Origin of the sequence: Hyalangium sp., from assembly GCF_045802625.1 — a bacterium.
In the GTDB taxonomy this organism is placed as follows: Bacteria; Myxococcota; Myxococcia; order Myxococcales; family Myxococcaceae; genus Hyalangium.
Map to the genome: position 1 here is coordinate 32,762 of NZ_JBJMQP010000150.1, position 21,965 is coordinate 54,726.

The following is a 21,965-nucleotide window of genomic DNA, read 5'->3' on the forward strand; positions in this document are numbered from 1 at the left end:
ACGATCTTCAAGGCACTCGGAGAGTGTCAGAAGCGGCTGGCTCCGGCAAACGCGCCGTGTGGCCGGTCAACCGATGGTGGAGTCTCCTGTCTTCCGAGTAGAGAGGCTCGCCTCTCGCAGTGCTCCCTTCCCCCAAGGAGTCATCCCCCATGAAGAAGTTGCTCCCGTCATTGGTCGCTTTTCTTCTCGTAGGTCTCGCAGGACCCGCCTGGGCGCAGACAGGGCCGAAGGTGCTCTTCGACAGCCTGCACGCGCAGACGGCCGGCAATGCCGACTGGGTGCTGGACGAGGACACCTGCGGCACGGCCCAGCGCTTCCCGACGCCCTCCTCGAGCGGCATCACCGCCTCCACTCCGGAGACGTACTGGGGCGGCGCGTACTCCGCGTTCGGCGTGGATCTGGTGAAGAAGAACTTCCAGGTGGAGAGCCTGCCCAAGACTGGCCGCATCAGCTACGGCGATGGCACCAACGCGCAGGACCTGTCCAACTACAAGGTCTTCATCCTCCCCGAGCCGAACGTGCTGCTCACGGCGGCGGAGAAGTCCGCCATCATCTCGTTCGTGCGCAACGGCGGCGGCCTGTTCCTGATCGTCGATCACGCGGGCTCGGACCGGAACAATGACGGCAATGACTCGACGGTGGTCGGCAATGATCTGATGTCGGGGGCCTCGTGGGGCATCCACCTTCAGACTGGCACCGAGGCGGATGACTGGTTCGATGACGCCCCGGACTCCAAGTTCACCACGGACGCCTCGTCTCCCATCACCCACGGAGCCTATGGCAATGCCACGGCGGGCAAGGGGCTGGGCCTGTTCGGCTCCACCTCGATGACGTTGAACCCGGCGGCGAACGCCACGGTGAAGGGCCACGTCTGGATGACCACGGGCACGGTGGGCAGCAACTCCCGCGTCACCTTCGCCACCTCGACGGATGGCGCGGGGCGCATCGCCGTCATCGGCGACTCCTCGCCCTCCGAGGATGCGACCAACGGCTGTGGCCACACCACCTACAACGGGTGGGGCGACACTACGTATGACGACTCGCTCATCCACCTGAACGCGGTGGCGTGGCTGGCGGGCTCGGGCGGCGGCTCTGGCGACACCACGGCCCCGAGCGCTCCGAGCAGCCTCTCGGCGACGGCGGCCTCCTCCAGCCAGATCAACCTGTCCTGGGGCGCCTCCACCGACAACGTGGGCGTGCTGGACTACGACGTGTTCCGCAGCACCGGCGGGGCCTTCTCGGTGGTGGGCAGCACCTCGGGCACGAGCTACTCGGACACGGGCCTGGCCGCCAGCACCACGTACTCGTACCAGGTGAAGGCCAACGATGCGGCGGGCAACGCGTCCGCGGCGAGCAACACCGCCTCGGCCACCACCTCCGCGGGCGGCACGGCGGCCAAGGTGATCCTCAACGAGATCCTCGCCAACGAGCCCGGCTCCGACACCAACGGTGAGTTCGTGGAGCTGGTGAACGTGGGCGGCACCTCCATCGGCATCGGCGGGTGGACGATCGTCGTCGGCACCACGACGCGCCACACCTTCGCCTCGGGCACCACGCTGGCGGCGGGCAAGGCCATCGTGGTGTACGGCGGGGCCGCGGCCATCCCCACTGGGTTGACCAACGCCGTGGCGGCCTCGACGGGCGGCCTCGTGCTGGGCAACAGCGGCGCCACCGTCGCGGTGAAGAACGGCACGACGACCATCGACTCCTTCACCTACACCAGCTCGCTGTCCGGCACGGACGGCGTGTCGATGAACCGCAGCCCGGATGCCAGCGCCACCGGCACGTTCGTGCTGCACACGTCGATCTCGTCGCTGACGTCCTCGGGCGGCAAGCGCGCCAACGGCACGGCGTTCTAGTTCCGCGCTTCGATAGGTGAGGTGGAGCCGGTGTCAGGTGCCGGCTCCACTTCTCCCTGCACCGGGATTTCGAGCCGCTGATCCTCGCTCTGCACCATGAGGACGGCACCTGCGAGGCCGGGCGCCGTGGGCTCCAGGCGCAGGTCCACCGTCTGTTCCTCGCCCGGCTGGAGGTTCACCACCGTGAGGGCCACGGTGAAGGGCTCCGGGATTCCCAGGAGCACCTGCGCCAGAGACGGCCCGGGGTTGTGGAGGAGCACGGAGCGCGTCGTCGCCTGGCCAACGGTGGTGCTCGGGAACGTCACCGAGCCCGGCTCCACGGTGATGAGGCCCACACTCCGAGCGGGGTGGAGGCCCGCTTCGTTCTCCGAGGCCTCGCTCACCGGAGCGTCCTCAGGTCCACATCCCGCGAGCACACAAAGCCCTGCCACCGCACCCCACGCCCACTTCACGAGGACCTCCCCAGCTCGGGTTGATGGGGGAGGCTGGGCACCGGAACTTCCCGGTGCAACGGGGGCGGCTCGTGGCCGGTGTCTGAGCAGCCAGCCAGGCTCAGCTGAGCTCGCCGCCGTCCATCGCGTAGGCCGCGCCGGTGACGCCGCCGGCCGCGTCCGAGGCGAGGAAGACGCACAGCGCCGCGACTTCGTCGGGCCGGATGATGCGGCCCATGGCGTTCATGGACGCGAGCGCCTCGCGGGCCTGGTCCGGCGAGCGGCCCGTGGTCTGGGCAATGGTCCCGACGGCGTTGGCGAACATGTCCGTCTCCACCCAGCCGGGGTTGACCTGGTTCACGGTGATGCCCTTGCGCGCATACTCCACCGCGAGCGCGCGGGTGATGCCCAGCAGGGCGTGCTTCGAGGCGCAGTAGGCAGAGGTGTACTTGGCCCCATGCACCGAGGCGGTGGAGCCGATGTTGATGATGCGGCCGCCGCCCGCGGAGATCATCGCGGGGATGAGCTCGCGGCAGAAGAGGTAGGGCGCCGTCACGTTGACGGCCATCACCCGGTGCAGATCCTCGGTGGAGGTCTTCGTCAGTGGCGCGGAGTGGGAGATGCCCGCGTTGTTCACGAGCACGTACGGAGCGCCGGCCTGGAGCACCGTGCGGCACGCCTCGAGCACAGCGGCTTCGTTCGCCACGTCCACCGCGAGCGGGCGTAGGGCGTCTCCCGCCTCACGCTGGAGCCACTGGAGGGCGTCGGCCGAGCGGGCCAGCGCCCACACATCATAGCCCGCCTGGATGAAGCTCAACGCCAACGCGCGGCCGATGCCGCGGCTGGCGCCCGTCACCACCGCCGTCTTCCTGGGAGTCGTCATGGGGCGGCAGGATAGCCGGGGCCGCCTCGGGAGAGGGGCTGATGTGAAGCGGCCGTGGTTTGACTGCCCTGGGAGCGGAGATTACAAGCCGCGCACCCCTGTCACCCGAGGAAGAGCCATGCCCCGCGCGGAGATCACCGACCTGCTCCTCATCGACCAGTTGCTGACGGACGAGGAGAAGGCCGCGAGAGACACGGTGGCGCGCTTCGTGGACAAGGAGGTGCTGCCCATCATCGGCCAGCACTTCCGCGAGGGCACGTTCCCCCGGCACCTGGTGCCAGGGCTGGCGGAGCTGGGCGTGCTGGGCGCCAACCTCCAGGGGTACGGGTGCGCGGGGATGAACACCGTCACCTACGGGCTCATCTTGCAGGAGCTGGAGCGAGGGGACTCGGGGCTGCGCTCGTTCGCGTCGGTGCAGGGCTCGCTGAGCATGTTCCCGATTCACGCCTACGGCAGTGAGGAGCAGAAGCAGCGCTTCCTGCCGGGCATGGCGCAGGGGCGGATCATCGGCTGCTTCGGGCTGACGGAGCCGGACTTCGGCTCGAACCCGGGAGGCATGCGCACGCGGGCGCGCAAGGACGGGGACACGTGGGTGCTCAACGGCACCAAGGCGTGGATCACCAATGGCTCCATCGCGGACGTGGCGGTGGTGTGGGCGAAGACGGAGGACGGCGGCGCCGAGTCCGTCCGGGGCTTCCTGGTGGAGAAGGGGATGCCGGGCTTCAGCGCGCGGGAGATTCCGGGGAAGTTCTCGCTGAGGGCCTCGGTGACGAGCGAGCTGTCCTTCCAGGACGTGCGAGTGCCCGAGCGCAACGTGCTGCCGAAGGTGACGGGGCTGAAGGGGCCGCTGTCCTGCCTGAACAACGCGCGGCTGGGGATTGCCTTCGCGGTGACGGGCGCGGCCATTGCTTGCTTCGAGGGGGCGCGCGAGTACGCGCTGTCGCGAGCGCAGTTCGACGGCAAGTCGATCGCGGGCTACCAGCTCACGCAGGAGAAGCTGGCGGACATGCTCCAGGAGATCGTCAAGGCGCAGCTCGTGGGCCTGCGCGTGGCGCGGCTGAAGGACGAGGGCAAGGTGACGCCGGTGATGGTGAGCCTGGCCAAGCGCAACAACGTGAAGGCGGCGCTGGAGATCGCCCGCTCGGCGCGGAGCATCTACGGGGCCAACGGCATCACGGACGCGTATCCGCCGGTGCGGCACATGCTCAACCTGGAGAGCGTGTTCACCTACGAGGGCACCCACGAGGTGCACACGCTGGTGCTGGGCAAGGCGATCACCGGCATCGACGCGTTCAACTGAGTTCGAAGCAGCAAGGAAGAAAACAGTGTCACGTAAGTAAATTACAGCCTAGGATTAGCTAGACAGAGACTAGAATAGGCCTAACAACTGCCGAACTGTTTCGAGCGACAAGATGGAAGTTTCTGGTCCCGAAGTCTCGAAGAGCCCAAGATTGCCCTCCTAGTGAGGCAATGATGGACTCTCCAAGCTCAGTCTCAAACACGCAACGGGTCCATCCAGTTGAGTCCGTACGCTCCTCGACCAGACGGACTACAGGGGGAACAATCGTAACGATACCTGGCACTGTTGGCACAGCAAGAGGACGTAGCACATCCAAGAGGTGTGAGCGAATGCTGATCCAACCTGGGGCGGGTTCCTCCTTGGGGTGTGCGAGTTCATTTCGCATCGCAATCAGGCGATCCATGGGACTACCACAGAAGGCCGCACGTATCTCAGTGGCAACGCGGCCCACCGCAGTCAGGTGTTGGGCGCACTGGGATAGTCTCTCGATGCCTTCAAATATATGATCGAATAGCCGCCGCTTCTGGCCGAGCGTCAGTTCTCGGATGGGCCGCTGATTGCGAGTGATCAATTGCATGTCGATCAGGGGCTTGAGACCTTCGCTAGAAAGCCAATCTTTGTTGGATAGGTCAAATTCCCCCAGCGCTGCTGCAATAAGCGCGCATGCCGCACCTTCCCAATGGCGCTCGAACCGTCGGAGTTCGCGCCAACTCTTTGCATCCGAACTCTCAGCAGACACTGCATGGAGGTCTTGACGCAGAAGGTCCGAGTATTGGCGAAGCAGTCCGTCCGGACGCGGTGCTGGTCGCAGTCCCACGAACTGCAACAACAGTCCACGAAGCATGTGCTGATCGGCGTCCGTTGGAAGATGAAGTCCTTCTGCTTGCAGGAATTCCCATGTGATGGCAGGAGAAAAGAACTCATCGATTGCCGCAGATGGTCCCTTCTGGAGAACATAAACCGCGCAACGCTCTAACTGGGAGGCTCCTACTATTGCTGGCAGCACGGCTTCGAGACGGCTACCACCGCGCCCGCAGAGGATCTGGGCGATTGCGTCCTCTGTGGGATCATGAGGGACCGACAGCAGACCCCACTGAGTCACAAGCCAATTGACAACAAGGTAAGGCTCGCCAGAATCAACTTTGAGGGGCCCAGCAACCGAGATCGAGTCATTAACTGCCTTCGCCAGTTCATCATCAGAACCATGAAGGCATGCCTGTGCGAGCGCCATGCGTCTGGCAGCTGGCTCTGGTCCCGCTGCTTGAGCGGCACGAGTGAAATCAGGAGCCACTTGCGCGGCCACGATGTCTAGGTGCGCATCCGAGAGTGCGTTAAGGAGGAGGCCATCTACCAATTCTGCGGCATCGGCGACTGGACGTGGCTGTCGGGCCTCGGTCATTCCGAGTGGCCCCAAAACGCTTTCATTCCATTGAATGAGAGGCGGGGCGTTGGTGGTGCCATCCCAGGTACCGGCAACTCGCTGGAGAACGACCGCGAGTTGGTGAACCGTAATTTTTGCTGCCTGGAGATCCTCTACATAGTCGCTCTTGGAGCGGCGTGGGCGGAAACGATCTCCAAGCGTTTCTTCGGCACATTTTCTAAGGAGGTCGATCTCAAGCCTTCTCAGAAGTGCACCGAGGCGCCTCGTTGGGTTCGGCATTTATGCCTCCATAAATATCGCTGGCGATGCGTGAAGTTCCGTAGCTTTTCGGCCCTCTGATATCTGGACTTGTAACCGAAGTCCACGACGGCCAGAGTCGGAGCGACCCGCGCAGAGCACGGGCAGTTCAAGCCCTTGGGGGTGCCAGGACAGCGGGTGTTCCTTGATGCCCGCCTACTCGGCTCTCAGGAGCGCGCCAGAGCGGCAGCGAATTAGCTGTCGAGCGAGATCCTGATTGAACAGAAAGCTTGCCCTGAAGCCGATCCTTCGGGAAAGTGGCAGGTGCCTCCACCGTCCTGGTGGGAAACCTCCCGAGTGCAGGAAGAATGCTATGGCAGAGTTTTATATAAGAGGGCCTTTCGAAGTGCCATGTATCCAACGTAGAGTTGGACGAACCATCGACACCAATCGACTTCGAGAATTCTGGGACGAGACGGTTGGTAGTAATCTACTGCAGACTCGTGGCTGCTACGTATTCGGCATGCGAGCTGGCAAAGGCATCGTTCCGGTCTATGTAGGAAAGGCGAGCAAGAGCTTTCGCCAGGAGTGCTTCACTCCTCACAAACTCAACAAGATCAACGCATCGCTACTTGACTGGAAACGAGGTACACCTGTGCTGTTTCTCGTCCCAACCGAATCCCGGCGAGCAGGCCTGATTGACATCGCTGAGCGGTTCTTGATTCAGAATGCCATCGCGAGAAATGCGCATCTCGCCAACATTCATGGTACGAGGCTGGAAACCTGGGGAATCGCTGGGGTCTTGCGTGGAGGCAAAGGCCTGCCATCCGAGGCCGCAAAAACATTCAAGAAGATGCTGGGCTTGTAGGTTTGCCCCTACCCAAGGACTTGACCTTACCCGTCCCCCATCCTCGCCGCACTGGGCTACACTAGTGGACTGTAAGCGAAGTTTTTCAACATAGTCAGGAGGAGTGGCGATCCACCCACTGGTGCATCTTGATCCGAGTCCAGGACCCGGTGAAAGGGTGGGCGTAAAGGCGGTTGTACTCGGGCCAGCTGGCATCAAGGTGGGCGATGAGCGCGGAGCGGCTTGGCCAGCTTCCTCGCTGGAGGTAGCGCGCCCCGAAGGCGCGCAGCAGCAGCTCTGCCTGGTCAAGCCAGGAGCAATGGGCTGGAGTGAAGAGGACACGGACACGCGGGTAGTGGCGGCGTAGGAAGTCCCTCGTCGCCTGGGCGATGTGGCTGGAGCCGTTGTCCCAGATGAGGTGGATGCGGCGGGCACGACAGTGCTCGGCCAGCAGTTGAGGCAGCACGGTCCGCAGGCAGGCAGAGTCGTTGTGCTCCAGACACCCGCCCCGCATTTTTCCGGAGTGCACCACCCGTTTGACCAGGAGGTTCACCGTGCCGTGTCGCACATACTCGAACTCCTGCTGCTCGATGAGGCCCGGCAGCATCGAGCGCGTAGGGCGGCGACGCTCCAGGGCTTGGATGTTGGGCTTCTCATCCACGCACACCACCCCCTCCCCCTGCGCTGCCAGGGCCTCGACGCGCTCGTAGCACCCGAGGACTTGGGCCGCCTGGGTGCGGAAGGCCTCGTTGGGAATCGGCGTCTTCCAATAGCGGGAGCGGTGGGGTTGCAGCTCCGCGTCCCGGAGGATGAGCGCTACGGTAGTGTGGGAGAGGCTCGGGGCGATGCCCCGCAGTCGAGCCGCCTGGGCCAAGCTGCGAGTGGACCAGTGAGTCATGTGCAGGCCAATGCCCGCGGGCTCACAGCAGGCCAGCCGCTCAACCTCAACGCGCTGGAGGGGGGGAAAGCCGCCTGGGGCGGCCTGGGCCAGGTGCATCATCGACCACTTCCATGCCCCATTGCTCGAAGCGGCGGCACAGAGCCCAGATGGGGGCCGATCCAGTTCGAGCTGCTCCGCCAGCTCCGAGACAACGGTGTCCGGCTCGTTCATCGCCAGCAAGATGCGGGCCCGACGAGCGATGCGCTGCTCGATGCGTCCGTCTCGGACCAAAGCTCCAAGGTGGGCGACTTCTGCTGGTGACAGGTGCACAAATCGCGGCGGGCGTCTCCTCATCCACCAGAGCTACGCATCCCCCGCGACTATGTCGAATTACTTCGCGGACAGTCCACTAGGTGAGAGGGTGCTGAGGGGCCACTGTCGCTGGTGCTCGTACGCTCGGTCGGCCTGCTGGCCTCAGAGCGTTCCTATGGCCACTGTCGAACAGCTAGAGCGATCGACTTTCGGCTCAGCACAGCCGCTCCAGGTTTGGACCCGGGGCGTTTGATGATGAGGCTCGTCAGGTCATTCAAGATGAAGCAGATGGGCACGCGTCGGCCGTCCGGCAGCAACGCCTCGGTATAGCGGCCCATGACGGCCTCCTGGCCGTCCTTCGTGAGGCCCTCTGACCAGAGTTGCCCGTAGAGCAGGGTGCCCTCAGGGAGCGGGTGGCGGGTCTCGTTGGAGCGCTCCACCCGACTCACGATAGGCCCGTCGTGATAGACACCCTCCATGTCCCGATCACCGGGCTGGGCGATATCGAGGACGATCTCGTACACGCCGTGGTGGAGTAGCTCCATCTCCTCCATGCTCGCGACAACAGCTTGAGGACAGGACCCTCGCTCGGGTGGCCTCACCTGGGTTGCGGGACAGCCAATGGCGAAGGTAGCGCACAGCCAAGCGGCGACGGCCCTCACGGGCCGGGAGTTGCTGAGGGTGGACATGAGCGGGCTTCCTTTCTCGGATGCAGCGTGGGCAGTCGAGTCACCGGGAGAGCGCCACGCCCACCACGCGGCGAAGAGGGCGAGGCTCAGAAGGAGAGGACCCACGACGAGGGCGATTCTCCGCCAACGCTTCTTGCGCTGAGCGGCCTTCTCGTCAGCGGCGTCCAACTCCGTTGCCATCTGGTGGATGAGCGCGGAGGCCTGCTCGAAGGCCTGCTCACGGGAAAGCTCTTCCTCCTTCTCCTTCTTCGCCTCCTGGGCTCTTCGCTCCGACTCCTGCTGCAGGACACGGCGCTCCTCCACCTCGTCCTGGGTCACGGGAGCGGGGCCCTCCGGGGGCAGTCCCAACCGCACCTTCCAGGCCTTCGTGGAGCGTTCCTTGTTGGCATCCCAGAGCGCCTGGAGAAGGGCCTCGGCGCTCTCGTAGCGGTCCTCTGGACGTTTCTCCAGCAGCTTCATGGTGATGCGGCTGAGCGCTTCGGGAACCTCGGGGTTGATGCGGTGAGGAGGGCGCGGGACGACGGTCTCGATGGCCACCAACAGCTCGTCCTTCGGCAGCTTCGGGTTGAAGGGCCAGCATTCCGCGAGCGCTTCGTACAGGAAGACGCCGAGCTGGTAGAGATCGCCCGCCTGCCCCGGATCAAACCGGGCCCCTTGCTTCCACGAGCCCTCTCGAATGAAGGCGACGCACTCGGGAGGCAAGGCGTAGGGCGTGCCCGGGGCCAGCCCCACGGTGAGGGTCGAGCCTCCTGGCAGCCACGCGCTGCCCAGGTCCACCAGCACCGGCTGGTGGTCCTCCGGGATGATGACGTGCTCGCTCTTGAAGTCCCGGATGAAGATGCCCTTGGCGTGCAGCCTCTTCACCACGCGCACCACCTCGATGAAGACGCCCACGAACTGGGCGACGGTGGGCCGGGTGCGCTCGCGCCACTCATGGAAGGGCTGGCCGAGCACGTGGTCGGTGATGATGTAGAGGTAGCCCTTGATGGGGTGGGGCCACCTGCCCACCTCCCGCACGTGCGGCAGGCCCGGGTGACTGGTGTTGGCCAGGAGGATGGCGCCCTCGTGGCACATGCGTCCATCCACCTGCCGCTCCTCCAGGGTTTCCTCGGGCGTGGCCTTGGGCAGCTCGGGCGCTGGGCGCACCGCCATCTTCATGGTGAAGAAGGAGCCCTCGCGCGAGACCTTGAAGGTATGCCCGGAGTTGCCGGTGCCCAGCGACTCGACAATCTGCCAGGGGCCCACCATGTCCCCCGGCTTGAGGTGATCGGGGTGAAAGGCGTCCGTCGTCATGGGGTGGGGCTTCCTACTCCGTCCTCAGGTTGAAGGAAAGGCGCCGCTGTCCGCTGGCGTCCACCAATTCCACGCTGAACGCCTTGTCGGCTGTCCAAGGTGGCTCCTTCACCTCTACCACCACGAGGCCCTCCTCGCCTGGAGCCAGGTGCGCCGGCCTCATCTGCACCGAGAGCACCTTCACGGGTTTGCCACTCGCGTTGATCAGGCGTGCCTCTCCGGGTGCCCAAGGCTTCTGGCCCGGGAGATTGCGGAGGCTGATGGCCACCAAGGTTGACGTTGTGCCCTCGTAGCCGGCGCCCTCTTGGACCTTCAGGCCGCTGGGTTCTGCTGAAGACGTCGCGACATGGAAGGGGATGGGCCGCATCTCCACGGCCAGCCACTTGGAAAGGACGACTCCCGCGGGACCGCTCGCTTCGCACCGGGCCTTGAGTTCCTCCAACTCCGCCTCCTTCTGGGCGAGTGCCGCGGTCAACGCCTCGGGCGTGTTCGCCCTGCGATCCACTTCGACTGTGCCATCCACCTCGGTGGGGTGAGTGGTGACAACGAAGACAGCTTGAGCGGGCACGGCGCGGTCCTTGAAATTCGCCTTCACCACGAGCCGCTCGCCCGAGCCCAAGTCCGTGACGAGTTGGAGGTTGAGCATGTGATCGCTGACCTCCGCCCACTTGAAGCGAGTCCTGTCCACAACGAGGCTGTCGCGGTCCAACGGCCCGTTGATGATGACGGTTGTGACGTTGTCTGCGGCCACTCGCAGCTCTGTAGGAGCGAGGGCGAGGAAGGTGCGCCGATCCTGGCGCTCGCGGGAAGGGGATTGTGGCTGGGCCACCGCTGTGCCCACCGTGAGCAGGCAGAGCGCGAACGTGGGATGGAGCACGAGGGATGAGCCTCCAGAGGCCCCGCCATCCTATCAGCAGACTACCTGATCCGGTGGGCTGCCGACGCATAACCTCATGAGTTACACGCAACGACCATGAGCCCCGGGCCTCAGGGAACTTGCTTTAACGCTCCCAAAGGCCTGAAATTACGAGCTCTTTGACGTACGGATCCGAAGAAGATCTTGAGTCTTCTTCCTTGTATTTTCTCCCCCTCCCGGATGGATCCCGGGAGAGGGAGATAGAGCCACGCCCTGAGGAGCGCTACTGCGCCTGGGGCTCCGTGCCGCCGCCCTCGGGGGGGCCCGCCTCGGCGGCCGGTGCGGCGGACTCGGGCGTGGCCGCAGGGGAGCCCTCGTGGGCCTCGGGCTCGTCGGCAATCTCCGGCGCCGTGCCCGCGGCCTCGGCCGCCTGCTGCGTCTTCACGTCCTCGTCGCTCATGAAGCCGATGGGGCTCTCCTTGCGATTGAGGAACCGCACCGCCTTCTTCGAGAGCGCGAACATCTGCTCGGCCGTCGCCGCCGGCACCAGCGAGTGTTCAATCTGCGCCGGCTCCGGACGCTCCACCACCCCCAGCGCCCCGTCCTCGAGCTGCTTGGCCTGCTCCTGGGTCAGCTCCAGCCGCCGCAGCTTCCCCTTGCGCGTCATGAAGTAGAAGGCCGTCGCGCCCACGTCGACGGGCACCTGCGCCCCGAGCACCAACTCCCGCAGCGCCTTGTCCAACTCCATCTGCTTCTTCGATTCAATGCGCTGGTACTCCTTGGAGCCCGGCATCGGCGGCAGCTTGGGGATCGGCCGCTCGGCAGCGGCGGCGGCGGGGGGCCGGCCGTGCTGCGGGCGGCCTCCTCCCGCGTGCTGCGGGCGATCGTCTCGCCGAGGACGTTCCTCGCGCCGAGGCGGCGGGCGGTCGTCCCGTCGCGGCGGACGGTCCTCACGCCGGGGCGCGGTGGCCTCCTGGCGCTGCGGCTGGGCAGGGGGCGAGCGGCGGGGGGCCGGAGCGCTCGCCTCTGACTTCTTGGCCTGGTCCTCGGATACGAGGCCTGCTTTCAGGAGTTTGTCGCGCAGGTTCTGCATGATGTGTGTGGCGTTCTATCCCGTGCACAGCGGAGCGCAAGGGGCGCTTGCCGCCACTGTATGCGCCACATAACTTGCGCTGCCCCTATGTCGGAGGACTTGTGAGCCGTCTGAAGAGGTCCGCACTCATTGTCGCCCTGGCGCTCGGCGCCACCACGGCCTGCACCGATCCAGTCGACAAGGCGGCCAAGGCCCGCATCTTCTCGCCCGAGGATCCCCCCAAGGTGGTGGCCTCGGCCGCCGAGAAGCTGCCTCCCGAGGATGTGGCCGAAAATCCGCACGTCGCCCGACGCATCCTCGGCATGGACGCCGCCGAAGTCACCGAGCGCCTGGGGCCCCACACCTACAAGGCCAAGGTCGACTTCGAGTGGAGCACCAAGGACGCCCCGCCGGTGCGCATGTCCGAGACGCGCACCCTGCAGGCCGGCCCGGGCGGCGTCAGCGGGGACTTCCATGGTCAGCTGGACAACAGTCGAGACCAGGGCCTGGAGGTGCTGCGGGTGGGCGGCAAGGTGTTCGCTCGCAACCGCTACACCACCTTCCGCCAGCGCCTGAGAGACAGGGGCATGGCCGAGCGCACCCGCGCGGAGCTCACCGGCGCCCTGCGAGACATGGACGCGCTCTTCCAGGGCCGCATCCACCTGGAGCCCCAGGGCACCGTCACCTACGAGGGGCGCACCGCGTGGCGCTACCAGGTGAAGCTGGCCGAGAAGACGGAGGGCACCGCGCCGAAGAGCCTGCCCAAGCTGCTGGACCCCAAGAACGGCCGGGATGAGACGACTCGGCGCCGCCTGGCCTTCTTCGAGCACCGCGTGCCCAAGAGCCTGGATGGCGAGGTGCTGGTGGATGCGGCGACCTCCGTGGTCCTCAAGGCCCGGCTGGATGGCCACCTGGTGGTGCCCGCCGACAAGACGCCCGAGGCGGCCGAGCTGCGCATGTCGCTCGAGTCCACCCTCATGGACATTGGCCAGGACCCCAAGCTGCAGCCTCCCGAGAAGTACCTGCCCGACGCCGACAAGCCCGAGGGCATCGCCGACGCCCTGAACCGCTTCGGCGACCCCCTGGACCACGTCGGCTTCCAGCGCACCAAGAAGGGGGATGCGGGCACTCCCGAGACCGAACAGGACGAGGACGACAGCGAGGGCAAGTCGCCCTGAGCCTCGACAGTACGGTGTAGGGCGAAGTGCGTGAGGCTGGACCCTACCAGCTGGGCCCTACGTGGGGCTGGGAGCCAGCCTCCTGGCGCCAGGAGCTGGGCTCGGCCTTCTTCGGGTTGGGTTCCACCTGTAGCCCGAACGTTGGCCTGCTACAGATGGGGATCAGCCTGTTGGAAGAAAATTTGACCGACCTCTTGCGTCTTCTAGAATGCCCATCAGTTGCGGCCCAGACGCGTCTGACATGCTCATGTGTTCAGGTTGCGTCACTTCAAGGGAGCGGAGATGGAGCGCAAGGTGGGTAGTAGCACGGTGACGGCGAAGGAGGTCAAGGCGGCGCTGGAGAAGGCGCGCACCCTGACGTCCGAAGAGGAGAAGGTCCTGCGCATGCGCCACGGCGCCGGCGCTCCGAGCAAGGACGCTCCGCTTCCCCGTGCCGCGGGCAACAACGAGGAGCTGGGCGACGAGCTGCTCCTCATCGAGATGCAGCTGATGAAGGCCATGCGCGCTCGCACCGGCCAGACGAAGTCGGGCAGCAAGCCCAAGGCCGCCGCCGCTCGCGCCGAGTCCTCCGGCAGCCAGACGAAGGACAAGATCGTCCGCGCGCTGCGCAAGAAGAAGTAGCCGTCCGCGGGACCCTACCCGTTGAGTATGGCCACGAGGCGGGCTCCCGCCTCGGGCAGGGAGAGTCCTGCGCCAGAGACTTCCGTGGAGAGCGCCTCCGCCTCGTCGGTGCCTCCGCGGGAGAACAATCCCTTCAGCCAGGCGCTGGCGGAGGGGTTGCGCCAGAAGTCCTCGTTGAAGCGCTCCATGAGCCGGGCCGTGAGGCGTGCTTCCAGCGCCCACGCCCGTAAGTAGCGCGCCGAGTACAGCTGGGGATCCACGTCGAAGAGGAAGAAGCCGGGGTGCGGCTCCACGAAGAGCGCGCGCCGCTGGCCCGCCGCGTACTCCTCGGCGCGCTCCTCCGAGGGGCCTCGCGTGAAGAGGGACACCTCGTAGGAGAGCTTCGCGCAGTGCCGCCTCATCACCGTCAGCGCCTGGAAGGCGGACAGGTGCACGGCGTCCCGGGCCGTGGTGCTGGGCAGCCGCAGGTAGCGCTTGAGCCACTCGGGCGAGAGCAGGAGCCGCTCGGTGAGCGCGGCGTAGGCCTCCGTCACCGAGGCGTCTCCCAGCCGGCGCAGCTCATCCGGCGCCGTGTCCGAGACATGGGCCAGGTGCTGGGCGTGGCCGAACTCGTGGAGCAGTCCGCCCAGGGAGTCCAGCCCTCCTTCCATGTGGATGACCAGGCGAAGCTCGTTGGGCACGCGCACCGCGGCGACGAAGGGGCGGCGGGATTTTCCAGGCCGAGGCTCGTCATCGATGCGGATGCGCCCCTGGGCCGAGGGCGGCAGGCTCCACTCGTTCAGCCAGCGCGTCACCGCGGGCATCAGGTCTTCGCGCTTGAAGAAGGTGTCCAGCCACGGCGTCTGGAGCGCGGCCTGGAGATCATGCCGGCGCGCGTCTCCGCCCGGCAGCGAGCGCAGGTTGGGCTCCACCTTGCGCAGGACGTAGCCGAGCACGTCGCGGTACGCGTCCTCGGTGCGCTTGAGCGTCTCCTCCGCGGCCTCGACGAGCTTGTCCAGGGCGATGCCGGACACGTCCTGCCACAGGCGCGGGTAGTCCTGGGCGCCCAGGCGCTCGGCGGTCCGGAGCGCGGCCTCGCGCCGTGCGCCATAGCGGCCCCGCTCGCTCCAGAGGAAGTTGCCCACGGCGCGCTCGAGCAGGGCCCGGCGGCCTCGGTGCGTCTCGCGGGGGAGCTGAGCCAGCGCCTCGCCGAAGGACAGGGCCTGATCGTCCATGGGGAGACGGGCCTGGGCCTCCAGCTTCTCGATGGCTTCCACATCGCCCGCCGCGAGGGCCTCTTCCACCTGCCCGGCGATGAGCTCGCGCAGGAGCTGGAGGCGGCGCACGGCCAGCGTGTCGTTCTTGGAGCGGGCTTTCTCCAGGGCCTCGGTGGCGGCGGCGAAGGTGTCGGGCGAGGACAGCTCGGGGAAGCTGGCGTAGAGGGCTCCGACGGGCAGGTCCGGCGAGAGTCCTGCCGCGTGGCGGTAGTGGAGGGTGGCCAGCTCGGCGAGGAAGTCGTCCAGCCTCGCGCGAACGGAGTGCACGGGACGGTCCATGGCGGCCACGCTAACAGGAAGCGGGCGACAGGGAAGGGGCTGCCGGGCATAGAGTGCCGCCACATGACACCCGCGCCTGGAGCCTGGAGGTTTCCGCCCCGCCTGCCTCGGGAGGGGGGCCACCCGTGAAGCGGCGGACGTTCCAGGTGGAGGGCGCGCTGGTGGGCCGCTCCGTCGTGGAGGCGATGGCGTCCCAGCTCGGCATCAGCGCCGAGCAGGCGCGAGGGCTCGTGGAGGCCGGGGCCGTGTACCTCGCGGGGCGGCGGTGCCGGGATGCGGGAACCGGTCTGACTGTCGGACAGGTTGTGGCGGTAGTGCTGGAGGAGGGAGGCCGCAGCCCGCTCGCGGCGCCTGCTCCGCCTCCGGCGCTGAGTGTCCTGTTCGAGGATGAAGAGCTCCTCGCGGTGGACAAGGCCGCGGGCATCACCGCGCAGCCCACGGAAGGGCGGGTAGGGGAGAGTCTGGTGGACCTGGTGAGCGCGCGGCTGGGCAGGCCCGCGGGGCTCGTGCACCGGCTGGATCGGGAGACTTCGGGCATCACGGTCTTCGGGAAGACGGGGCCGGCGACGAGCGCCCTGGCGGCGGAGTTCCGCGAGGGCCACGCACGCAAGCGCTACGTGGCGGCCACGGGGCCGGGGCTGCCCGAGTCCGGCATGGTGGATCTGCCGCTGTCGAAGGATCCGTCACGTCCGGGACGCTGGCGCGCGAGCCGCACCGCCAACGGTGTGCCCGCGCTCACCGACTTTCGCACCCTGTACTCGGGCGAGGCCTTCTGTCTCGTGGAGCTGCTGCCGCGGACCGGGCGCACGCATCAGCTCCGAGCGCACCTCACGGCGCTCGGGGCGCCCATCCTGGGAGACGCGCGCTACGGGGGCGCCGCTCGGGCCGGTGGGATTCCGGCGCCGCGCTGTCTGCTGCATGCACAGGCGCTGGAGCTGGCACACCCGCGCACGGGCGAGCCCCTGCGCATCGAAGCTCCCGTGCCCGAGGATCTGCGGCGCTTCTTCACCGCGGCCGGTGTGCCCGGGCCCGAAGGCCCCATCTCCGCCGTCACGCCGCGCACAGGAAGTCCACGCCCTCCACCCAGCCGCGGGCGGTGAGCTCCGCGCGGATCTCCTCTCGGGCCCAGCGGATGCCCACGCAGACGACCATCAGCTCCCCGCTAGGCGGCCCGAGCCCCTCGGGGGACACCACGGGGATGCCTTCAATCCGGGTGCCCACCTTGCGCGGATGCACGTCGACGAACTGCTCCACGGTGGCGCCCTCCTCCCGCAGGAACCGCGTCAGCGTCAGCCCGCTGGGACCCGCGCCCCACACCGTGCACGGCCGCCCGTTCGCCAGGGGACCGAGCGCGAGGTAGCGCGCCTTCACCCACGTGAAGCGCTTCACGTCATACCGAGGGTCCGTCCGGGTCAGCCGCCCCGTGCTGTCCCGCCAGCGCAGCAGCACCTCGGGCAGGTTCCTCAGCCCGTGCCCCGCGTGTAGCAGCTTGAGCCACAGCGCGTAGTCCTCGGGAAAGTGCCCGTGCTCCCAGCCGCCGCAGGCCACGAGCGCCTCGCGCCGCAGGCACACCGAGGGGTGACACACCGGACTCTCGATGAAGCGGGCCTGGAAGAGCGCCTCGGCCGTGGTGAGGCTGTTGAGCCAGGCCGCATACGCCTGGAGCGAGGGGCTCACCGGCTGATCCTCCCGGAAGATCTCCACGCTCGTGCCCACCCCGGCGAGGTGGGAGTCCGCCTCCAGCGCCGCCACGCTGGCCTCCAGCCGGCGCGGCAGGGCCTCGTCGTCGGCATCCATGCGGGCCACGTAGGGGGATGTGGCTTGAGAGAGCGCCAACTGGAGCGCGGCCACCAGCCCTCGGCCCCCGCCGTCCAGCACCTCCACCCGAGAATCCCGAGCCGCCAGGGCCTGGAGCATCCCCCGCGTCCCATCCGTGGAGCCGTCGTCCACGGCCAGGATCCGGAGATCCCTCAGCGTGCCTGCCAGCAGGCTCTCCACGGCTCGGGCCACCGTGGACGCGGCATTGCGGGCGGGAAGGAGGACGGTGACGACCGGAGCGGGCATCGTGTGTAGACTGCCTCACCGATGGGTGGCGTGAGAAACGGCAAGAGCGAACCCGAGTCCGGGGCCCCCGAGGCCCGCCAGGAGACGCTCGCCGTGAATGGGCCTCCTCCCGGGGCTGGAGGCGGTGTGCAGGCCCGGGTGGGGCAGCACCTCCAGGTGGCCTTCCGGCTGCTGCGCGAGCGGCAGGCTCCCAAGGCCTTTGGCGAGCTGGTGCGCGCCAGCCGTTCCCTGCCCATGACGCGGAGGCTCGCGTCGGCGCTCGTCACCGTCTCGCTCCGGGCGGGCACCGAGGCCGCGGCGATTACCCTGCTCACCGCCGCGTTCGACAAGACGGAGGGGGCGGTGCGCCGGGACGTGGGCCGGCAGCTGGCGCGGGTGCTGCGCCGGGTGGACCAGCTCCCTCGGGCCATCGAGGCCCTGGAGGCGGTGGTCGCCGCGTTCCCCGAGGACCACGCGGCCCGGCGGGTGCTTCAGTTGCTGCTGGAGCGCACCGGGAGATGGGAGGCGCTGGTCGCCTCGCTGGATCGCGAGGCGCTGGAGGCCTTCCAGCGCGGTGAGTATTCGCGTGCGGCCCGGGCCGCGAGTTGGCGCGCTCGGATCCAGGCGGAGCAGCTGCGCAACCTGGCGCGCGCGGCGGAGAGCTACGGGCAGGCCGCCAACTACCTGGAGCAGATGGAAGACGCGGTGGGCGCCTTCACCATCCGGCTGGATGGGCTCCGGGTGCTGCATGCCTCGGGGGCGTCCGAGCCCGTGCTGACCGCGGCCGCGTCGGTGTGCATGAGCGCGGCGGCTCGGCTGGGACGTGATGCCCAGGCGCGGCAGGTGTTGGAAGACCTGGGGCTCATTCCCAAGCGGACCGCATTGACGCTCGCGGAGGCTCCTCGCGAGCCGTCCACGTCCGCGGAAGCCTCTCCGGCCGGGCCGGCGCCCGAGGCCCGGATTGGCAGGAGCGCCGCGACGGTGGAGATGTCCCTGCCGTTGCTCCAGGCCATGCTCGCCGCGTCCACCGGGCAGCTCGTGAGCGCCAGTCCTGAGGCCTCGAAGCCTGCAACCCTTGAGGCGGAGGCTCCTGCCGCGCCGAGCCCCGAGCCCTCGGGGCCCGCTGCCGCCGCATCCGAGAGCCCCACAACACCGAGTCCTGTGTCCGCCGAGGCGGCGGCTCCCCAAGCCGAGCCCGCTCCCGTCGCCGTCACGTCGTTCGAGAGCCCGAAGCAGGCTGCGCCGGAGCCTCCCCCCGCGGAAGCAGCAGTCAGCGACGAAGCCAGCGAGGAGTTCGCCGCCCCCGGCGATGAGCAGGAAGACGAAGCGCTCAGTGCCGAAGAAGGCGTACCGCTGACCGAGCTGTTCGAGATCCCCGAGGAGGAGGCGCCTCACTCCGAGCCGCCGGTCTTCGCCGCCGAAGAGAACCCCGAGGAAGAGGTCGAGCCCGAGCCCGAGGAGCCGCCCCCTCCCGCCGAGCCGGTGGACGATGCCGCGGCCCAGCAGCGGTTGGAGGCGCAGCTCATCGCGCGCAAGTCCTGGCGCGAGCTGGCCCAGTTCTATCTGGCCCGCGCCGATCGCGCGAAGGATCCGGGGCTCCGCGCCGAGGCCCTGACCCGGCTCGCGGAGTTGATGGAGAACGAGCTGAGCGATCCCTCCGGCGCCGCGCGCATCTACCGGGAGATCGTCACGCTCACGGGCGATCGCGACGCCTTGAAGGAGCAGGTGCGGCTGCTGGCTCAGCGCGGAGATCCCACGCTGGTGCGGCGGGCCCTGGATGAGGCCGTGCAGAGCGCGCGCACCCCCAAGGCCCGCGCCGCCGCCCACCTCACTCGCGCCGAGCGCTCGCTCGAAGCGGGAGAGCCGGCCCAGGCCAAGGCGGACTTCGAGACGGCGGAGGCGCTCACGCCCGGGATGCTCCTGGTGCTCGCGGGCCTCGTGCGCTGCGTGCCCAACGCCGATCGGCCCATGATGGCCAGCCGCCTGCGGTCCGCGCTCGCCGCCGCTCCCAGGCGCGCTCCGGATCGGCTCGATGCCCTGCGCACGCTCGCCTCCGTCGCCGAGGACTCGCTGAAGGACGCGAGGCTGGCGCAGTGGGCCTGGACGGAGGTGCTCTCCGAGGAGCCCGGTGAGGGCCACGCCCGCGAGCGGCTCCTGGTGCTGGCGCGAGAGCTGAGAGACAAGGGCGCGCTCGGGCAGCTCCTGCGAGAACAGCTCGCCCGCGAGCCCCGAGGCCCCGCCGCGCGGCTGGCCCGGATGGAGCTGGTGTCCGCGCTGGAGGACGCGGGAGACATGGACGGCGCGCTCACCGAGCTGCGCCAGGCCGTGCGCTTCGAGCCCGGCCACAAGGAGGCATGGCTGCTGCTGGCGGACCGGCTCACCGAGCGCGGGCAGATCGGCGAGGCCGCCTGGGCGCTGGACAATGCCGCCTCCGCCATGGAGGACGAGGCCGAGCGCCTGCGCACCTGGATCCGCCTGGCCAGCTTCTGCCACAACGTGCTCAAGGATCCGGTCCGCGCGGAGATGTACTCGCGGCGCGCGGAGAACCTCCGCCGCTCCCTGGAGGACAAGAGCGCGCCGCCCGTTCCGGAGCTGCCGCGCAGCGCTCCTCCTCCTCGCCGGGATCCGGGCCCCACGGGCGCTCGCACGCAGATCCTGATTCCACCGCCGGGGAGCGTGGAGCTGACCCCCTCGGGCCAGTCCTTCCCGCCCACCGGCGACGAGTCCAAGACCGACATCCACGAGCCGGCCCAGAGCCTTCCGGATCACTCCCGGCCCACCATCGAGTTCTCCGCGGTGACGTTCCCCGGGGACAAGATGCCCTTCGCCGACGAGGAGCCGACGGCGACCGAGGCCCCCGAGGGCTTCGTTCCCCCCGGCTCCGAGCCCGCCAAGGCCGCTGCTTCGTCCGAGAAGGCGTCTCCGCCCGCCTCGGCCCCCAAGAAGAACCTGGGCAAGAAGCTCAAGATCGAGAAGGTGGATCCGTCTCGTGAGCTGGACTCGCTCCTGGGCCAGGATCAGGAGGAGTCCGACCACACCAGTCCGTACCTGTCGGCCTGGTCCATGAAGAGACCTCCTCAGCTCTCCAAGCCGCCGAAGGACAGCGCGCCCTCGAAGCCGCCCGCGGCGGGGGGACGCAGGGCCTCCTCGGACAAGGTGCCCGCGGCGAAGTCCTCGGAGAAGGCCACCGCCCGGATGAGGAAGGTGCGCCCCGGACAACGGGATGAGAGTCCGCCGCCGCCTCCTCCTCCCGAGCCGGAAGCGCCGCCCGCTCGCGCCAGGCCCCCCGTCATGGAGGACACCGCGCCGGGCCGCCGGGCCGCGATGAAGCCTCCGCCTCGGGAAGCCGCGTCGAACTCCACCGGGAGCCGCCCGGCGCTGGCTGCCTCCGCTCAGGCTTCTGGGGCCTCGAAAGCGGCGAGCACTCCCAAGCGCCAGGAGCCCGCGGAGTCGGCCTTCGCCCAGGTCTCGCCTCAGGAGCCGGAGGGCCCGCCCGCGTACAGCAGCGCTCCCGTCCAGCACACCTCGTTCATCTCCTGGGAGGCGCCTCCCGGAAAGATGGAGCCCGTGCGCCGCGTGGCGCGTGCGCGAGGCGCCCCCACCGCCCCCAAGGCCCCGCCGCCTGAGTCGCCCGGCGCCGAGCCCGCGGTGTTCAAGAAGGTCCGCGAGTACCCGCTCGACGACAAGCTCTACCTCCAGATCGCGGAGTACTTCGAGAACCGGGGCGACACGGAGCGCGCCGAGCTGATGCGAGAGATCGCCGACGCGATCGAGGGCCGGGAGAGTTCCAATCCGCGCCCTCCGCGCCAGCCCCTCTCGACGGAGGATCGTTTCGGGCTGCGCCACCCGACGTTGCGCTCTCCCGCGGGGGAGCTGCTCGCGTGCGTGGGCGTGGCGCTCTGCCGCCTCTTCCCCGTGCATGGCCGGGCCGCTGGCACCAATGAGCCGCTGCGCGCGAACCTGGGGCCCGGAGCGCCCGCGGCCATGGAGGCCCTCGAGGCCACGGAGCGGCTGTTCGGCACCCGGGTGCCCGAGGTGGTGCTCTCCGAGGACAACGGCCCGCCCTTCTCGCTCGTCTTCACGAACTCGCCGCGGTTGCTCGTGGGCAAGCAGGCCGTGCGCCAGGTGCTGCCCGCCGCGGAGCTGCGCTTCTACGCGGGCCGCGCGCTCATCTGCCTCGGGCCGGATCTGCTGGCCCTGCGCAGCCTCAAGAAGGATCAAGTCCTGCGCGGCCTGGCGCTGCTCTCCACGGTGCTCAAGGACGGCAAGGCCACGAGCCTCGAGGCCCGCGTGGTGCGGGAGACCTTGGAGGCCCACCAGCTCGAGCAGGCCGCCGCGCTGTACGGCCCCGCCACGCGCCAGTTCGACGTGTCGGCGATGGCGGACGCGGCCCGGGACTCTGCCAACCGCGCGGGGCTCATCGCCTGCGGAGCGGTGGGGCCGGCGCTCGCGGCGCTGAAGATGAAGCGGGCCCTGGAGCGCGAGGTGGTGGAGCTGGTGCGCTTCGCCGCCTCCGAGCGCTACTTCCAGCTGCGCACCACGCGCTGA

The 21,965-nt window shown here is 68.2% G+C and carries 16 protein-coding genes; 8 read left to right on the forward strand and 8 right to left on the reverse strand.

All coding sequences use genetic code 11. The features are described 5' to 3' along the window. Positions 1–149 precede the first annotated feature (149 nt). On the forward strand, positions 150–1,859 hold the full coding sequence (locus ACJ8AT_RS27435; RefSeq protein ID WP_407740837.1) for a lamin tail domain-containing protein: 1,710 nt from the start codon (positions 150–152) through the stop codon (positions 1,857–1,859). On the opposite strand, the gene ACJ8AT_RS27440 is transcribed toward ACJ8AT_RS27435, so the two are convergent. Beyond that, on the reverse strand, positions 1,856–2,242 hold the full coding sequence (locus ACJ8AT_RS27440; protein ID WP_407740838.1) for a hypothetical protein: 387 nt from the start codon (positions 2,240–2,242) through the stop codon (positions 1,856–1,858). The two genes, ACJ8AT_RS27435 and ACJ8AT_RS27440, sit on opposite strands and share 4 nt — an antisense overlap. A gap of 169 nt (positions 2,243–2,411) precedes the next feature. Further along, positions 2,412–3,173 carry an SDR family NAD(P)-dependent oxidoreductase gene (locus ACJ8AT_RS27445; RefSeq protein WP_407740839.1) on the reverse strand — a complete coding sequence of 254 codons (762 nt, stop codon included), beginning with the start codon at positions 3,171–3,173 and terminating at the stop codon, positions 2,412–2,414. Between the two features lie 118 nt (positions 3,174–3,291). Here ACJ8AT_RS27445 and ACJ8AT_RS27450 point away from each other — a divergent pair, with 118 nt between their 5' ends. From ACJ8AT_RS27450 to ACJ8AT_RS27460, 3 genes are all read left to right on the forward strand, one after another. Continuing rightward, positions 3,292–4,473 (forward strand): acyl-CoA dehydrogenase family protein, encoded by a 1,182-nt coding sequence (locus tag ACJ8AT_RS27450; RefSeq protein WP_407740840.1) that lies wholly within the window; start codon positions 3,292–3,294, stop codon positions 4,471–4,473. A 1,312-nt stretch (positions 4,474–5,785) separates the two neighbouring features. Next, positions 5,786–6,193: a hypothetical protein gene (locus tag ACJ8AT_RS27455; protein ID WP_407740841.1), complete on the forward strand. Its 408-nt coding sequence runs from the start codon at positions 5,786–5,788 to the stop codon at positions 6,191–6,193. Positions 6,194–6,614: 421 nt separating this feature from the next. Next, positions 6,615–6,959: a hypothetical protein gene (locus ACJ8AT_RS27460; RefSeq protein WP_407740842.1), complete on the forward strand. Its 345-nt coding sequence runs from the start codon at positions 6,615–6,617 to the stop codon at positions 6,957–6,959. 94 nt (positions 6,960–7,053) lie between these two features. On the opposite strand, the gene ACJ8AT_RS27465 is transcribed toward ACJ8AT_RS27460, so the two are convergent. The 4 genes from ACJ8AT_RS27465 to ACJ8AT_RS27480 all read right to left on the reverse strand — a co-directional run bounded on the left by ACJ8AT_RS27465 (position 7,054) and on the right by ACJ8AT_RS27480 (position 12,061). Continuing rightward, on the reverse strand, positions 7,054–8,109 hold the full coding sequence (locus tag ACJ8AT_RS27465) for an IS630 family transposase (protein ID WP_407740843.1): 1,056 nt from the start codon (positions 8,107–8,109) through the stop codon (positions 7,054–7,056). 194 nt (positions 8,110–8,303) lie between these two features. Continuing rightward, positions 8,304–10,112 (reverse strand): serine/threonine protein kinase, encoded by a 1,809-nt coding sequence (locus ACJ8AT_RS27470; protein ID WP_407740844.1) that lies wholly within the window; start codon positions 10,110–10,112, stop codon positions 8,304–8,306. 13 nt (positions 10,113–10,125) lie between these two features. Next, positions 10,126–10,989, reverse strand: a complete 864-nt coding sequence (locus tag ACJ8AT_RS27475) for a DUF2381 family protein (RefSeq protein ID WP_407740845.1) — start codon at positions 10,987–10,989, stop codon at positions 10,126–10,128. A 262-nt stretch (positions 10,990–11,251) separates the two neighbouring features. Further along, positions 11,252–12,061: a DUF2058 family protein gene (locus ACJ8AT_RS27480; RefSeq protein WP_407740846.1), complete on the reverse strand. Its 810-nt coding sequence runs from the start codon at positions 12,059–12,061 to the stop codon at positions 11,252–11,254. Positions 12,062–12,162: 101 nt separating this feature from the next. Between ACJ8AT_RS27480 and ACJ8AT_RS27485 the strand changes: the two genes are divergently transcribed. Both ACJ8AT_RS27485 and ACJ8AT_RS27490 read left to right on the forward strand, forming a co-directional pair. Then, positions 12,163–13,218 (forward strand): hypothetical protein, encoded by a 1,056-nt coding sequence (locus ACJ8AT_RS27485; protein ID WP_407740847.1) that lies wholly within the window; start codon positions 12,163–12,165, stop codon positions 13,216–13,218. A 282-nt stretch (positions 13,219–13,500) separates the two neighbouring features. Beyond that, the gene (locus ACJ8AT_RS27490; protein ID WP_407740862.1) at positions 13,501–13,839 is read left to right on the forward strand and encodes a hypothetical protein; all 339 of its coding nucleotides are present in this window, start codon (positions 13,501–13,503) and stop codon (positions 13,837–13,839) included. Between the two features lie 14 nt (positions 13,840–13,853). Here the strand turns inward: ACJ8AT_RS27490 and ACJ8AT_RS27495 are convergent, their stop codons facing one another. Then, positions 13,854–15,374 carry a peptidase M3 gene (locus ACJ8AT_RS27495; protein WP_407740848.1) on the reverse strand — a complete coding sequence of 507 codons (1,521 nt, stop codon included), beginning with the start codon at positions 15,372–15,374 and terminating at the stop codon, positions 13,854–13,856. A 125-nt stretch (positions 15,375–15,499) separates the two neighbouring features. On the opposite strand from ACJ8AT_RS27495, the gene ACJ8AT_RS27500 reads away from it, so the two are divergent. Further along, complete coding sequence (locus ACJ8AT_RS27500; RefSeq protein ID WP_407740849.1) at positions 15,500–16,474, forward strand: RluA family pseudouridine synthase; 975 nt, start codon at positions 15,500–15,502, stop codon at positions 16,472–16,474. On the opposite strand, the gene ACJ8AT_RS27505 is transcribed toward ACJ8AT_RS27500, so the two are convergent. Beyond that, positions 16,425–17,438 carry a glycosyltransferase gene (locus tag ACJ8AT_RS27505; protein ID WP_407740850.1) on the reverse strand — a complete coding sequence of 338 codons (1,014 nt, stop codon included), beginning with the start codon at positions 17,436–17,438 and terminating at the stop codon, positions 16,425–16,427. The two genes, ACJ8AT_RS27500 and ACJ8AT_RS27505, sit on opposite strands and share 50 nt — an antisense overlap. A gap of 21 nt (positions 17,439–17,459) precedes the next feature. Between ACJ8AT_RS27505 and ACJ8AT_RS27510 the strand changes: the two genes are divergently transcribed. Next, positions 17,460–21,965 (forward strand): tetratricopeptide repeat protein, encoded by a 4,506-nt coding sequence (locus tag ACJ8AT_RS27510; RefSeq protein ID WP_407740851.1) that lies wholly within the window; start codon positions 17,460–17,462, stop codon positions 21,963–21,965.

What these genes read in the sequence shown, in the direction of transcription:
- ACJ8AT_RS27505 (WP_407740850.1), bottom strand. Translation starts at nt 17,438, where the DNA reads ATGCCCGCTCCGGTCGTCACCGTCCTCCTTCCCGCCCGCAATGCCGCG.
- ACJ8AT_RS27510 (WP_407740851.1), top strand. Translation starts at nt 17,460, where the DNA reads ATGGGTGGCGTGAGAAACGGCAAGAGCGAACCCGAGTCCGGGGCCCCC.
- ACJ8AT_RS27490 (WP_407740862.1), top strand. Translation starts at nt 13,501, where the DNA reads ATGGAGCGCAAGGTGGGTAGTAGCACGGTGACGGCGAAGGAGGTCAAG.
- ACJ8AT_RS27445 (WP_407740839.1), bottom strand. Translation starts at nt 3,173, where the DNA reads ATGACGACTCCCAGGAAGACGGCGGTGGTGACGGGCGCCAGCCGCGGC.
- ACJ8AT_RS27450 (WP_407740840.1), top strand. Translation starts at nt 3,292, where the DNA reads ATGCCCCGCGCGGAGATCACCGACCTGCTCCTCATCGACCAGTTGCTG.
- ACJ8AT_RS27435 (WP_407740837.1), top strand. Translation starts at nt 150, where the DNA reads ATGAAGAAGTTGCTCCCGTCATTGGTCGCTTTTCTTCTCGTAGGTCTC.
- ACJ8AT_RS27495 (WP_407740848.1), bottom strand. Translation starts at nt 15,374, where the DNA reads ATGGACCGTCCCGTGCACTCCGTTCGCGCGAGGCTGGACGACTTCCTC.
- ACJ8AT_RS27480 (WP_407740846.1), bottom strand. Translation starts at nt 12,061, where the DNA reads ATGCAGAACCTGCGCGACAAACTCCTGAAAGCAGGCCTCGTATCCGAG.
- ACJ8AT_RS27460 (WP_407740842.1), top strand. Translation starts at nt 6,615, where the DNA reads ATGCGAGCTGGCAAAGGCATCGTTCCGGTCTATGTAGGAAAGGCGAGC.
- ACJ8AT_RS27470 (WP_407740844.1), bottom strand. Translation starts at nt 10,112, where the DNA reads ATGACGACGGACGCCTTTCACCCCGATCACCTCAAGCCGGGGGACATG.